At 69.0% G+C, this 14,129-nt stretch carries 10 protein-coding genes; 1 reads left to right on the top strand and 9 read right to left on the bottom strand.

The window, feature by feature from the left end; genetic code table 11:
- Positions 1–89: 89 nt before the first annotated feature.
- The 9 genes from ACWGR4_RS46990 to ACWGR4_RS46950 form a co-directional block, all read right to left on the bottom strand.
- On the bottom strand, positions 90–788 hold the full coding sequence (locus ACWGR4_RS46990; RefSeq protein ID WP_452132435.1) for a hypothetical protein: 699 nt from the start codon (positions 786–788) through the stop codon (positions 90–92).
- Positions 789–1,439: 651 nt separating this feature from the next.
- On the bottom strand, positions 1,440–2,567 hold the full coding sequence (locus ACWGR4_RS46985; RefSeq protein WP_452132436.1) for a hypothetical protein: 1,128 nt from the start codon (positions 2,565–2,567) through the stop codon (positions 1,440–1,442).
- 236 nt (positions 2,568–2,803) lie between these two features.
- A complete protein-coding gene (gene cas6e, locus ACWGR4_RS46980; protein WP_452132437.1) occupies positions 2,804–3,481 on the bottom strand; it encodes a type I-E CRISPR-associated protein Cas6/Cse3/CasE in 678 nt (225 codons plus the stop codon).
- Entirely contained in the window at positions 3,478–4,347 is an 870-nt protein-coding gene (gene cas5e, locus ACWGR4_RS46975) for a type I-E CRISPR-associated protein Cas5/CasD (RefSeq protein ID WP_452132438.1), read from the bottom strand. Before cas5e ends, cas6e begins: the two co-directional genes overlap by 4 nt.
- The gene (gene cas7e, locus ACWGR4_RS46970; protein ID WP_452132439.1) at positions 4,344–5,555 is read right to left on the bottom strand and encodes a type I-E CRISPR-associated protein Cas7/Cse4/CasC; all 1,212 of its coding nucleotides are present in this window, start codon (positions 5,553–5,555) and stop codon (positions 4,344–4,346) included. The genes cas5e and cas7e overlap by 4 nt, the downstream gene beginning before the upstream one ends.
- 37 nt (positions 5,556–5,592) lie before the next feature.
- Positions 5,593–6,255: a type I-E CRISPR-associated protein Cse2/CasB gene (gene casB / locus ACWGR4_RS46965; protein ID WP_452132440.1), complete on the bottom strand. Its 663-nt coding sequence runs from the start codon at positions 6,253–6,255 to the stop codon at positions 5,593–5,595.
- A 35-nt stretch (positions 6,256–6,290) separates the two neighbouring features.
- On the bottom strand, positions 6,291–7,925 hold the full coding sequence (gene casA / locus ACWGR4_RS46960) for a type I-E CRISPR-associated protein Cse1/CasA (protein ID WP_452132441.1): 1,635 nt from the start codon (positions 7,923–7,925) through the stop codon (positions 6,291–6,293).
- A gap of 167 nt (positions 7,926–8,092) precedes the next feature.
- On the bottom strand, positions 8,093–10,909 hold the full coding sequence (locus ACWGR4_RS46955) for a CRISPR-associated endonuclease Cas3'' (protein ID WP_452132442.1): 2,817 nt from the start codon (positions 10,907–10,909) through the stop codon (positions 8,093–8,095).
- Between the two features lie 434 nt (positions 10,910–11,343).
- On the bottom strand, positions 11,344–11,511 hold the full coding sequence (locus ACWGR4_RS46950; protein WP_452132443.1) for a hypothetical protein: 168 nt from the start codon (positions 11,509–11,511) through the stop codon (positions 11,344–11,346).
- A 1,135-nt stretch (positions 11,512–12,646) separates the two neighbouring features.
- Between ACWGR4_RS46950 and ACWGR4_RS46945 the strand changes: the two genes are divergently transcribed.
- A complete protein-coding gene (locus ACWGR4_RS46945; protein WP_452132444.1) occupies positions 12,647–14,128 on the top strand; it encodes an ATP-binding protein in 1,482 nt (493 codons plus the stop codon).
- The last annotated feature ends 1 nt before the right edge of the window (position 14,129 follow it).

Here is a 14,129-nt window from a genome sequence, read left to right as displayed (position 1 = left end):
CTACCTCGCCGCCCTCCATCTTCGCGCCGCGATGATCTGGCTCAACGCCCTCACCCACACCACTCATTGATCACGACTGGATACGCGGCCTAGACGCCGTCGGGAACGCGCGGCCCGGTCGCGATCAACGCCCCCGTGAGGCGGTCGTGCAGGCCCAGGACCACCTCCGTACCGCGCGGACTCGTTCGCCACGCCACCGCGACCTGCTCGCCGACCCGGCCCACGACGGCGGGACGCATCCCGTGCGGGTACGCGTTCGGATCGCTGCCCGCCGGTCCGGTGACGCCGTCGGTCGACCACCGTCGCGCGCCGGTCGCGATGTCGTAGGCCGTCACGCGTCCCGGCGCGTCGATCTCGGGCCCGCTCTGGTCGGGGAGGAACACCGTGTCGCCCACTACGAAGGGCGACTCCGAGTAGCCCGCGGTCGGATCGCAGTTGCCGAGTGCACACGGCAACGTGACCCCGGTGTTGCCGCCGCCCGCCGCCGAGATGCGCACCGCGCGACGCCCCCGGTCGTGGACGCCGGTGACGACCCAGCCGTCCACGACCGCGAAGCTCGCCCGCACCACGCCGGTCGCCGCATCCCGCAACTCGACCCGCTGCGGCCGAGTTGCCCGTTGCGGGACGCCGTACTCGTATCCCCCGGACGCCGGACCGGTCGGCGTCACCACCACGACCGTCGCGCCCACGACGACGACCTGCGGCGCGTCGTCCTCGTACCCCTTGGGCGGCATCGCGATCGACCAGGCCGCCTCCGCGCCCAGCCCGGGCAGGGACAGCGGCGCCACACCGGATCTTGGCCCCGAATCCCGAACCGCCGACCCACGCGAAGCAGATGCCGCGGACACACCCGTGCCGGCGCGCGCCGGCACGGGAGGCCCACCGGAGTCGCATCCCCCGACCAACCCAGACCCCAGGACGACGAACGCCGACACCACCGCGACCCGGCTCCGCCACCCGCGAGCAGCAGGCGGCGGACGCCGACGGACGCCGAGCCCCTCACCGCCGCATCCCCGGCGATTCGACGCGCCCCCACGGGCAACGAGCGAAACGACGCGCGCGCCGAAACGGGGCCCGGGACCGTATCCCGCCCCTGAGCGGAACGGCTTATCCGCGCGTCCCCATCGCTGCACATCCATACGGGGGAAGGTGCGGCCGAACGCGCCGGTGTGACCGGCGAAAGCCGCACGTTCGTGGACACCATGGTCCGCGCCGCCGCGAAAACCGGCTCACCCCCACCTGCGTGAGGACTTCCCTTGCTGACCTGCAGGTTCGTATGGGCTTTGCCAAGTCGTGATCTAAAGAAGGTCCCGCTGGCCGACGTTGCCGGTTCCCTCGGGTAAGGCGCGAGGGTATCCGGACACCAGCCTCGGGCATCACGTCGACCAGCCACCTTCTCGGCTGTGGCCGATGTACGCCGTTCAGCCATCGAACGTGGTTCAGCCGATACCCAAGTCACCCAGCGGCCGCAGCAGGCTGCGGTGTTTGGCGCCGATCCAGATGGTGCCATGGGTGTGGTCGTCGGTCTCGCCTTGGATCATGGCGATCAGGCCGGGGGCGACGTGGAAGGACGTGGGGTTGGTGTGCCATGCCCAGGTACGCAACGGTACTCGGGTCAGGGTGTCGAGCCAGGTGTCGAGGAGGGGAACGGGTACGCGGTCGCACCAGACCGAGTAGGGCGCGCCTATGGCGGCTTCCTGGAGGGAGTACTGGAGCAGGAAGCCGCTGAGGGGTTCGCGTTCGGGGTACCAGTGTTCGAAGTCCTCGCTCAGCCAGACGGGCGGGTCCGGTCGGGTGGGGTCGAGGGCCCAGGCGAAGCCGCCCTGATTCTCCCGGCCGAACCACATCAATCCCGTGGCGGGATCGACACGAACCTCGCCCGGAGGATCGATGAAGTCCTGGACGCCCAGGATTTCGGGCCGGTCCTCGGCGAGCCGGTGGAACTCGGCCAGGGCCCGGGGCAGTTCGACGGGCGGGCCGGCGGCGGGCACGAGAGGCGCCGTACGGGGACTTCGCGGGTGCCAGCCGGTGATGAACATGTGCAGGGCTGCGTCACGGTCGTTCGGCATGTGGTCCAGCCACGCCACGTCGGGTAGTGCGACGGGTGGTGGGCCCGGTGGGCGAACCTCGTCCAGGACGTCACGATCCAGCGGACGCTCGATCCGCAACGTGCAGTCGACGAAGCCCTCCTGGCGCGCCCCTCCGCCGGTGACGCTGCCGGTTCCCAGGTCGATCAGGCCCTGTGGGGTGCGCACGAAAAGATGGATCGGCCGACGGTCGGAGAAGCTCCAAAAGCCCGGAGCGTCGGGACTCGGGCCCAACAAGCGCTCGGTGACTTCCTGCGGACCGATGTCGACAAGTTGGAGAGTCCACTCGTCACGCACACCAGTGGTCGCAAGATCGTCCCCCACCTCGGCGATCACCACGACCGCGAGGGCTCCCAGAGCGACCATCGCGCCGCCGACGTTGTACACGCGGACGTCCGCCCCGGCGCGGGCCAACGCGTTCTCCTCCTCGACCAGGACGACACCCCGATCGGACGACGGCACTCGCGGCTGATCGTTCATCTGCGCATCGTCCCGAACCGGGGCTCGCCGACCCCACCCCGGGGCCGGCAACCGAAACATCCACCGGATCGCCGTTGAGAAGGCCCGGAAGACCTCTCGCGTGATCATCCCGGACACCGGCGCCGTCAAAGCCTTCGCCACCGGCCACGAGACGCGCAACCTCCTCGCCTGCAACGTGGCCCGCGCCCCCGGAGACTGCCTCGTGATCCTCGCCCTGTGCCTGACCCAGGCGGTGTCTACTCCGTCGGCCGAAGGGGCGCAATCGTCAGCAGCCCGCAGCCGTATGCCCGTCCCTTTCCGACGCCACCGACCACTGCCGCCCGCAGCGCGTCGGGGTCGACGATTTCCGCGGTGCCTTCGAAGCGGACTCGGTGGTGGCGCACCTTCTGGGTGGCACCATCCTTGCCGCCGCGGCCGACGGCGGCGTCCAGCGGGTGGGAGAGGTGGGTGTGAATCTTGAGACCGGCGAGGCCCGCCCGGCGGTGCCACCAGTCGTCGGCGTGGCGGCCGTGGAGGGCGACGAGGGGAGGCAGGTTCTTGTACACCTCCCGCGTGGTGTGGCCGGGGCGGCGGACGGGGTTGGCGTCGCAGCGGTAGGACAGGCGGCGGCCGTGGGCGAAGGCGTCCAGGAGCGGTTCGATGTCGCGGGAAGCCGAGTCGACCGTGTATCCGTGCGGAAGCCGCTCGGGAGCAACTTTTGTGTTGCTCTGGACCATGAGTACGACCCGTCGCTCGGCCTGATCGGCCTGCTCGACCCGGTGCAGCACACCGAAGTGGCTTCGTGCGCCTTCGACTTCCGGCAGGTCCGGGAAGAGGGACATCACGCGCCGGTGCATGGCGACGGCGTCGCGCAGTTCCTTGCGTACGTCGGCCCGGGAAGCGTCGAGAGTGAAGCGGGCGAGCCAGGTGGTCATACGGCGGCCTCCGGACTGTCAGGCGAGGGCACGGCGGTGGTGTGCAGATGGGCGGCGAGGGCTTGGAGGTAGTTGTTGCCGAGTTCGCCGGTGTACAGGTGCTCGGGCGGGCGCCAGGAACCTCGGTAGAGCCGGCGGGTGCGGAAGGTGCGCCGCTGCAGGGCTGTATCGACCGGTTCGTCTTGGACGTCGGAGGCGGGGCGAGTGCCGTCGTCGGGATCGTCGGAACGGAGCGGGAGCCATCCGAGGGGGCTGTCGGCGAGCAGCGTCACCACGGGGGCAGGGGCCAGTGCGGGCAAGGGGATTCGAAGGAGGCCGCCGAGGACGTCGGAGCTGCGGTCGAGCAGGACGGGCCCCTCGGGTGGGCAGCCTCGACGGCCCAGGTACAGGGGCCAGCGCGGCGCGGCCAGCGCCTCGGCGCAGCGGTCGAGAACCCCCTCCTCCGGACCGCTGAGCGCGCAGACGAAGGCGGCGTCGGCGAGGTAGAGACGGTGGCCGTACACGGTGGACGTGTTGGCGCCGCGCGTGCCGCCCTTGGCCGTTTGCACGGTGTCCTTCGGGGCGAGGCCACCGCCGACGGTGTGCAGGTCGCGCAGCACGTAGCCGGCGCGGTCGATGCGCACGGTGAGTCTCAGTCGTCGCAGGTCGTCGTTGGCCTGCCCGCGATGTCGGCCGAGCGCGCAGGACAGCAGGCCGAGCACACCGGACTTGGTGGGGAAGGCCGCGGTGTCACGCTCTTCGGTGAAGTGGCTGCGCTCTCCCCAGGATTGCAGCGGCGCGGCGAGGCGCAGCAGCAGCCCGGGCTCCTGGGGCGGTTCGGGCTCCTGGAGCGGCCGGAGCGGTTGTGACGGCTGCGGTGCGCTCACGCGCCGCCCTCCAGCGGGGCGAACGCGGCCGCCACACCGGCCTCGACCAGTGCGTCGAACGTGTCGAGGCGGGTGCCCAGTCCGTCGATCTCCCGACCGGTGCCGGCCCAGTGGGCAGCGAGGATGCGGTCGGTGCCCATGAGCGTGGTGGCGGTCTGTGCGTACTCGACGAGTTGGTCCCGGGAGGCGGTGCCGTGTCCGCCGCCCTGCGCGGAGCGCACGGGGGTCTCGAAGGCGGCGGCGAAGGACAGCGGGCGGTCGCTGCGGACGCTGATGTGGACGAGGTCCGGTGCGGTGTGCGGCGCGGTGGAGTTCTTCTTCGCCTGCGGCAGGGAACGGATGAACGAGGAGAGGAAAGCCCCGGCGATGTTGCGCGCGTCCTCGTTGCGGGCGTCCTCGGAGACGTCCCGGGGGCTGTCGGAGGAGGTGTGGACCTTGCCCATGTTGGTGACGAGTTCGCGCACGTCGATGGTGGCGAAGCGGTAGAAGGTGCCGGCGGAGAACTCGGCCTCGTTGAGGTGTCCGCTGCCGGTGTCGCCCCATGCCGCGTTCAGGTCGTCGACGGCGGTGAAGTAGTCGACCTGGACGTCGCTGCGGTGAGTGGTGAAGGCGTGCGCGACCTGGACCGCGCCGTCGACGTCCGCGTCCTCGACTTCGGTGAGCATGCGGCCGAAGGTATGGATGACCGCGTTGCCCCGACGGATGATCTCCTGCACGTCGGCCGCGGGGAGCGGCGACTTGTCGGTCGCCTTTTCGATCTTCTTTTTCTTGATCTTGTCGGGGTGTTCGGCGGCGAGGTCGGCGAGTTCTTCGATCGACTCGGAGGACAGGTACACGAGTCCGTTGGTGACGGCCTCGTAGTCCTCCTGGTCCGGCTTCCCCTCGATGCCGAACTTGATGCCGGAGGCCGCCACGATGTGAGCGCCGGCCAGACGTGCCGCCTGCTGATCCCAGCCATGCTTCTCTTCGAGGACCTCGGCAACGGCCCTGCCGATCCGCCGAGTTCGGGTGGCGAACTGGCCGATCTCCTTTTGGAACTCCTGGCGCAGCGCCCTCTTCCAGGACTGGCTGCTGACGCGGGTGCGCCGTACGCCGCCGTAGTCCACCGTCTTGACGGCGTTGAGGTCGTCGCGGTTGAGCGTGGATACGGGGACGCTCTGAAGGACGTGTACGTCCACGAAGCAGGCGGGCAGGTGCGCGGTCGGCACGGAGGACTCCTTCTGGAGTGGTGTGCGAGGAGGGCGGTCAGGCGGTGGACGAGGATCCGGGCTGGGGCACGGCCTGGGCGACGTCGGTTTGGTCCTTCGTCTTCCACTCGTCACGGTGGAGGGCGCGGAAGTAGTCCTGCTGCCAGCGGGTTCCGATGTCGGCTGCGTTCCACGGCCAGCGGGTCAAGTCGTTCAGCAATTGGGCCCAGTCGGGTTCGACCTCGTACTGGCGCAGGAGGCGGGTGGCCGGGGGGAGGTAGCGGTGCAGCCCGGTGGGGCTCTGCCGGACGAGGAGGTCCAGGCGCCTGCGGGTACTGTCGCGCCGACGTGCGCGCTCTTGGGCGGGAGCTTTGAGGACGGCCTCGGCGAGGGTGTGGCCGAAGCTGGGGCCGTAGGTGGCGATCGGCTGGTCCGCCTCCGTATCATCCGCCGGCCGGCCGCGGACAACGTGGCGGGGCTGGTCGGCGATGAGCGCGGCGATCGCGTAGTAGGCCCGGTCCCGCTCCCGGTTGCGCTTGTCCGGCAGCCAGTGCGCGACGAACTCGTGCATCCCGGGGACCTGGTCGATGTCCTTGCCCACGCCGCGGCGCAGGCGCGCGTGTACCCCGGGGTTGTCGGCACACAACCGCAGGATCTCCCGTACGAAACTCACGTGTTCGGTGCGGCGCGCCCGTGCGGCGGCATCGCGGACCTCGGTCATGGGGATGGGGCACCTTCCGATCGGCGTGGTGGTGACTACTTCTTCTTGCGCTCGGGGCGCGTCATCCACAGCAGGCCACGGGCGTCGAGCACGGCTTGGTTGCCGCGGACGGTGCGGGTGAGCGGCTCGGTCGTGCGCGCATAGGCATCCCGGGCCAGTCCCAGAAAGGCGTCGCGCGCGGCGCGGATGTCCAAGCCGCCGTCATCGTCCTGGCCGGTGCGATCGAGGTGGTCGAAGCGAATCCAGAATTCGCGTTCGGCGGCGGGCCAGTACAGGGCCTCGGCCTGTGGGACGAGTTTGCCCGCGTGCTTGGGGTCGCCCCTGGTGTACAGCGCCCAGGCCTTGCGTACGGCTTCGGTGAGGTTCTCCCCGTAGCGTTCGCCGAGCCTGCGCAGTCGACCGACCGCGACCTGAGCGGCGGGGCGGCGATCGGACAGGTGGCCCACGGTCGCGGCGGTGAGGCCACTGACGAACTGGGTGTTCTTGGCCTTGTTCTGGTCGAAGCCGAGTGCCCGCACGCGCAGTTGGTCGGTGAGCTCCAACGCCGTCGCGAACACCTTCGGTGGCTCCAGCGTGGTCTCCTCGCCCTCGGCCTCCGGCGGTCGGTGCAGCAGCAGGCCGTCCAGGTCCCGCCACAGGGCTCGGTTCGCCTTGGCCCGCCGGGGGGTGCGAATCTCCTCCCCCGGCTTGTTCTTGTCGAGCCTGCGTTCCCAGATGAGGTACGGGTCGTCGGGGGCTCCCGGGAGGCGGTAGGCCCAGGTGATGCGGGCGTCCGTGACGCGCTCTCGGCGAGGATCGGGTCGGAGCAGGAGTGCGTGCCGCGAGGTGTCCGTCCACCAGCCGCAGGGGCCGACCGGCACGGGCGGAGCGCCCGCCGGGTCGGTCGGCTCGTCCCGCTCCCAGGGACACCGGTCCTTCTCGCGCCGCACCTCTGTCCCCGGTCGCACGAGCCCGGCGAGCAGGGTGACCAGTAACGATTCCCCTTCCGGGTGGTAGGAGAGCGAGCTGAACAGCGGTCCGCGTTTGGCCTCGGAGATCCGCTCCCCGTGGAGTGCGCGGGCGGTGCACTTGCCGGGGGCGCCGTAGTAGTGCCACATCAGCAGGTACGGCACCGCCGTGGCCGCGGAGGGCGGGTGCGGGGCGCTGTCGCGAACGTGGCCGAACCAGGAGTGGTTGTTGCCCGAAGGCCGGGTCATCACCAGCTTGTTCACGCCGGTCGATTCGGTGCACTCGTCCGCCAGACGCGAGTCCTGCAGCCAGGGACGGGCGGTGGCGTCGTCGAAAAGGAAGAATCGATCGTGCCAACGAGAGACGTACTTCTCGATGCCGTTCTGGGGCAGCGCGTAGTCCTTCAGGATGCGCGCGCGCCGGTGCATCCAGTCGCCGTTCCGATCCCGGTCGTCCTGATCCTGGTCGTCCCGATCCTGGTCATCTTGATCCTCGTAGTACCGCCGCTCCTGGTCGAGCCCGGTGACCCGCGCGGTGAGCGCGTACAGCACTCGCAGGAGCGCCGACTGGGCGGCGGCAAGTGGGACATCCAGGGCTTCGATGTGCCGGCAACGCTCCAGAAGCGCCCGGAAACCGACGGACTCGGGGCCGTCGTGGCCGGGGAGCCAGCGCACGGGGATCCACGGCTCGTCGAAGAGGTTCATCGCCTGTGGCGCTTCCACAGTTCTCCCGGTCTCCTGTTCGGTTCCGTCCCGCGAGGCCGCACGGCAGGTCCGTCCCGTCGGAATGACGCGCACCACCAATGGTGCTGTCGAAGGCACCTTCCGTAGCCGTGGGTTGTCGGCGATCGTAGGCGGTCACTGCTCGCAGCGCGGCCCTTTTCGGGGAATCAACCGAGCCTGGCCAGGCCGGTCCTGGTGAGTTCGAGCCGCATGCTCCCGAGGAGTCCGGTGTAGGCATCGCCGGCGGTTCCGCTGAGCACCACCGGGTACACGTGGTTCAGCCATGTCCGCGTTTTCCAGTGGTTGTACTTGATGTTGTCGAATCGATCGCGGCCGATCTGCGCCGAGATCCCACCTTCGGGCGCCCAGTGCGGCGGAACCGAGATCGCATGTTCGGCCAGAGCGGCCACGGCCGCACTGCGCCCCTTGAGCCCGACGAACGGCACCTTTTCCGTCCCTTCCGGATCCAGGTACGCGGTCTTGCCCCGGAGGTGGACGCACAGCACATACGCCTGCTCGAACCCCATCGTGACCGCGAGGTGCTCCTCGGTGAGACCGCGCTCGGCCCGGGTCAGCTCGTACAGGTCGTCGTGAACGTCCGCCGGGCTCGGGATACCGGTGAGCCTGGCGTCGTGCAGCAACCTGGCCTCGTGGCCGTGGGCCTCGGTGTCCAGTCGGCGCTGCCGCACCGCCGATACGTCGTCGAGAGTGGCCAGGTAGCTGTCCGAGTCGTACACCCGGCGGATCAGCTGCTCGACGTGATCGGGGAGAAGAAGCTCCGGACCGTGGGAACGGAGTGCCTGGACCGTGCGCTGCCTCAGCGCTCGGTCCATCGGCGAGTCGGCCTGTTCCTCGCTTCCCAGGAGCAGTAGATGCCGGCCGCGGGAGGCGCGGGCCAGCAGCGAGGGCAGCGGAACCACGGGTGTGACGACCCACTCGAAGCGGAAGGGGAGATGTTCGGCGAAGGAGGCGGTGGTGACGAGCACCGAATCGTCCCGCGCCGGGTACTGGTGAGCTGTCGTGCACTCCGCCACCAGTTCGCGGACTCGATATCGGGGGAAGCGCGAGTGCAGCAGCCGAAGTTCGCGAGGCATCGCGCGCCGGCGACGGAGATGTTCGAGGGCACGGAAGGTCCGCTGGGCTTCCTCCTCGCTGCCGCAGCACACGAGGATCGAGCCGCTGTCCCCGACTTCGCGCATGACGGCGTCCACGTACGTGTCTGCGCCGTCGGGGCACGGGTGGACTTCGGATACGGAGACGCGCAGAACCGAGTCCGCAGGAGGATCGATCGCGAACTTGGTGACCGCGCCGTCCTGTCCGTCGACATGCAGCCAACCCGGCTGTGGCAGTTCCGCCGACGAGCACGCGCCCGCCTGCCGGCTCCGCGCCCCCCGAGCCAGTCGCGCGCCCCTTTGGTAGGCCTGTACCAGGCGGTCGGCACTCGCGCCGGCCAGGGTGTCGGTCAGCAGCACGACGGATGCCCCGAGTGCCGCCAGCCACTCCACCAGCAGGCACAGGAGTTGATGCAGCCGAGGCTTCTGTGGACGCACGTCGTCCACCACGAGGACCTTCCCGCTGAGTGCGAACAGCCGTACGGCGTTGTCCGGCACGGGCAGGACGGCCGGCAGGAACTGGTCGTGGGCGCCCACCCCGAGGGGGGCCAGTAGCCCGCGGCGTCGTTGGGTGAGCCACTGCTGCGCGACGGCACGGGCCTGTGGCGTGTCGAAGCTGAGTTCGGGGATCTCCTCGGAGGCCGACTCGGGATCGCCGTCGAAGGCCATCCGGTGAAGGCGGGTGAGCGTGCCGGAGCCCTCCAGAAGCATGCCCGCCAGCGACGCCAACTCTCCCGACGCCTCATCGAGGTGAAGCTCTTCCGGCAGGGCGAGAGCAATACCCCGAGCCCCGGACGCCCGGCCCAACCGCGAGGCCGCGACCAGCCCGAGCCGCCGGCGGTCGGGCCCGGCCGGAGCACTCACCAGCAGCATGCCGGGACCGGCGGGCTCGGCCGCTGTGAGCAGCTGTTGCGCGAGCCGACCGTGCACGGAGCCGGCCGGAAATCCGGCGGCACTCAACAGCTTCTCCCTCGCCGGGGCGGCGAATCCGCACCGCCCCAGAGCCCGCTGCTCGATCCCGGTCCGGGCCACCTCCCGGGCACGCTTCCAGTGCTCCTCAAGGACCTCGCTGCAGCAGCACTCTTCATCCTCGAGACACCGCACCGAGTTGATCGACTCCTTGTCACTGGCCATCCAGTCCGCCACCATCACCGCGCCGAGCACGACGACCGCGAGCTCGGCCGGGAGAGTCCCGGTGGGTACCGGGACGTCGGGCGCGATCAGCGTGCGCAATACGCGGACGTGGTGCAGGCGTTGCTCCGGCCACTCGCCCTTCCCGGCCTGGGGTAGGAACGTTGCCGGATGTTTCAACTGCCGACGCTCCATCCGCGGGTGGAAGACCCCGTGGTGCCCGCCGAGCAACTGCCCGATGGCGTGACCGACCCGGTCGCCGACGGGCCCCTGGGGATCGCCCGGCGGATAGCCCAGCTGTTCGAGAATGCCGGGCAGGGTCCAGTGCGTGATCCGCTCGTGCGGCCCGGCGCGGTTGTCGGTGCCGCCCGTGCCGTGCTGGTAGCAACGGTTGACGAATGTCTTCTCGAAGCACTCCGGGTACCCCCTCCGCACGGAGTGCTGATACGACGGTGAAATCTTCCCCAAGTCGTGTAATGCCGCCCAAAAGGCCAGTTCTCGCATGGCATCGAGCTCCGACAACCCCAAGGCCAGAGCGACCCGGGCATGCATACGCGGGCCGACAGCCGACTCCCACAAGGCCGCGAAGTAAGCGCCGGTGTCGACGAGATGGCACACCACCGGGTATGGGGGCTTCATCCCTTGCTCCTTGCCCCACAGCCGGACGTCAAGGAGCCGGGGATTGCCGTGGCGGCAGCGGTTGTTCTCGGCGCCGAGCCCGAATTCGGTGCTGGTCTCCATGCGAGTGTTGTAGCAGCAGCTATGCGCCAACCGGCGGCGAACGGCAAGTAGTTGGCGTACAGTCGATGGTGGGTCGAGGAGATCGGCACCACATGGCAGGGGATGCGTCCCCACGGCTGGTGACACCGCCCCGCGGGTCCGGCCGGCCCCGTGGCACCGATCTCCGAGGTGTCTACATGAACGAGTCCCAAAACCGTCGCAGCTGGTTCTTCAAGCAGGTCGCCGCATCTTTCGTCGGCAAGCTGCTTGCGGGCATCCTGCTGAATTGGTGGTAAGGGCAGTAGTCCCGACCCACGGCCCGGACTTCGGTCCGGGCCACCCTTTTTCCGGAAGCCGGCACGCACGAACGAATGCTGCTCAACGCGGCGCTCAAGGGCGGATGTGCGTACGCGTCAGGAACACGTGCGCAGGGCACAGGACGCAGGGCCTTCCCGTCAGGCAAGCATGCGGGGCCGCTTCCCACGCCTCCGGGTGAAACCCAGGACCAGGATCACCCGATCGTGCGGGGGCAGGACCTTGCGCTTGGCCAACCCCCGGACGGCGCGCTCGCGTTGGTGATCATCGATCACCTTGAGTTCGGTCGTGGTGTCCGGAATCGGCACCCCCGTCCGCCCGGCGACGCTCGCGACCCGGGACTTCCAGGACGCGACTCGCGCTCTATCCGAGTCGGGACGACCGTGTCGCCCCTCGGACGGTCCCCCTGGATCGACCTCCACGCACATGTTGCGTCGTCCGATGGACCGCCCGATAGTTCGGGTCCGGTAAATACGTTTTCACCGGACCTGAAAGTTCGTGCACGGGCTCGCGAATCCGAACGTATTCGAGGTTGAATCACTTCTCTCAGAAGCAACGAGCGCTGTGGGTTGTTCGTCCCGGGTTGACGACTTCCGCCGCTGCCGCACGGGTGCGGCTTGTGTCGGACTCACGACGAGGTGGCGGTCGGCGCTGGCCGTCGTCGATGGACAACAGAGTCTGGTCACGACATCACTCCTCGTCGCCGCGATCCAAGAAGAACCGGAGGCGCGCGGCAGCGAAAAGTTTCACATCATCGAACGCGACCTTCCGGCGAAAGAATGCTCGAATCCGAGGGAAAGAACCCCGCCCGCTCCTGAATTCGGATGACAATGCGCTGTTCCGGACAATTGCCTCGACGGGAAATGGCGTTCTCGGGCAAAATGTCGGCTTCCGAGTCACGACCAGAATAGTCGACGCAAACCCCGCTCCGAATTGCCATCCTCGGACGCCATAGGGCCAGGAGCACGGGGAGGGCAGACCTGTGAGACGTTCCGGTCGGGGACGCGCGCACGCCTTCCGCCCAGCCGCTCGGTGCGGATCGTGTACCCGGGTGCGCGAACTGAAAATCCGGCAATCCGCACAAGACGAACACAAGGCGCGGGCACGACGCGAGGTCGGCGGTGTTCCATCCCGAGCGAGCCCTACCGGGAGCATGCCTCGGACGCACAGTTATCCCGCAGACGAGGCGCAAGAGACTCCCACCGGGCCACGAGGATGCTGTTCCCTCGCAACCGATTGAGTGCGAACACACAACAATTCGGCCTCCGATCGTGCCCGAATCATGTACATCGGGCTCGTAGGAGGGTACAAATCGTCGACGGTATGGCGTTTTTCGCGTGCAACCAGTTGACTACCCCGGGGACGGGTTCTATGACTGACGTTCGCACACCGCGGTAGTTGCGCGTGTGGTGCCGTCGGGCATCGGGTGGGGAGCGGGGGGACGTGCCGGGCACGGATGGGCGTCAAGCGTTGCCGCCGCACCCGTCCGCCCTGATGGAGTCGTTACGGGCGTTCGGCTACGACATGTCGACCGCTCTCGCCGATCTGGTCGACAACAGCATCGCGGCGGGCGCGCGGGAAGTGCGCGTGGAGTTTTCCTCCGACCCCGGTAGCGCCTGGGTCGCGGTGGTGGACGATGGTTGCGGCATGACCGAGAGCCGGTTGCACGAGGCCGTCCGTTTCGGCGGGCTCGGCCCGGATCGGCCTCGTGACAAGGGCGACCTGGGGCGTTTCGGTCTGGGGCTGAAAACGGCCTCGCTCTCCCAGTGCAGGCATCTGACGGTGATGAGCCGAACCCTCGACGGTACGGTCTCGGTACGTTCCTGGGACATGGATCTCGTCCGGGACACGGGGGATTGGTGCGTTCTGACGGTTGCGGACGAGCAGGCCGTTCGCATCGCGGAGGAGGTCGGTTTCGCCGGCACGGGAACGATGGTTCTTTGGCGTCGGCTGGACCGCGCCGGCGACGGCCCGGTCCTGGCGAGGCGTCTCGGACGGACCAGGGCGCGAATGGAGATGTGGTTCCATCGCTTCCTGGAGTCGGGGCGCCTCCGGATTTCGTACGGCCGCCGCGAGAGCGTGGCCTGGGATCCCTTCATGCGGGATTTCATGGCCACCCAGGACGCCGGCCCCGAACTTCTCGGCGGTGCCGACGAACTGGTGCGGGTGACGCCCTACGTTCTCCCGCATCCCGCGAAACTGACCGAGTCGGAGCTGGCCACGGGCAGTGGTCCGCGCGGCTGGAACGCGCAACAGGGCTTCTACGTATACCGCGGCGACCGCATGGTGTCCGGGGGCGGATGGCTGGGACTGCGTGATCTGACGCAAACACCCACCACGCGCCTGGCGCGAATCGCCGTCGACATCTCCCCGTCTGCGGACGCCCGTTGGCAGGTGGACGTAAGGAAGTCGCGGGTCCACCCGCCGGCAGAGCTGGAAAGTCGCCTCTTCGCCCTGGCCGAGCACACGCGCGAGGCCTCACGTCGCGTCTTTCGCCGGCGTCAGCCCGGCTCCTCCGCCGCTTCGGACGCCGCCGAGGTCGCCGTGGTGTGGCAACAGGTACGCCGTCCGGACGGCCGGGTGCACTACACCGTCAACCGGCGACACCCCCTGACGGCGGCCGCATTGCAGTCGTCGGGCGCGGGCGCACTGGAGGCCGTGCTGAGACTCGTCGAGGCGTCGCTGCCCATCGGATACATCGCGTTGGAGGCACAGGCCGACATGAGTCGCGTACCCCAGGCATCCCTCGAGGGCGCCACCGAGGACCAGGCCCGAGAGGATTTGAAGGCCATGCTCGCGGCCCTCCCGTCCGAACCGGACATGAGGCGTGCCGTCCTGGGGGTCCTCGCCACCTCCGAGCCGTTCAACCGATTCCCGACATTGTTGGCGCAAATTGCCGCCCCCGACCCGGCAGACGGAGTGTGAC

Source organism: Embleya sp. NPDC055664, assembly GCF_053618075.1.
The sequence above is the reverse complement of the archived record's forward strand: the minus strand, read 5'-3'. Positions and strand labels throughout refer to the sequence as shown.

Coding starts and splice junctions, on each gene's coding strand:
- ACWGR4_RS46985 (WP_452132436.1), bottom strand. CDS start 2,567: ATGAACGATCAGCCGCGAGTGCCGTCGTCCGATCGGGGTGTCGTCCTG.
- cas6e (WP_452132437.1), bottom strand. CDS start 3,481: ATGACCACCTGGCTCGCCCGCTTCACTCTCGACGCTTCCCGGGCCGAC.
- casB (WP_452132440.1), bottom strand. CDS start 6,255: ATGACCGAGGTCCGCGATGCCGCCGCACGGGCGCGCCGCACCGAACAC.
- ACWGR4_RS46955 (WP_452132442.1), bottom strand. CDS start 10,909: ATGGAGACCAGCACCGAATTCGGGCTCGGCGCCGAGAACAACCGCTGC.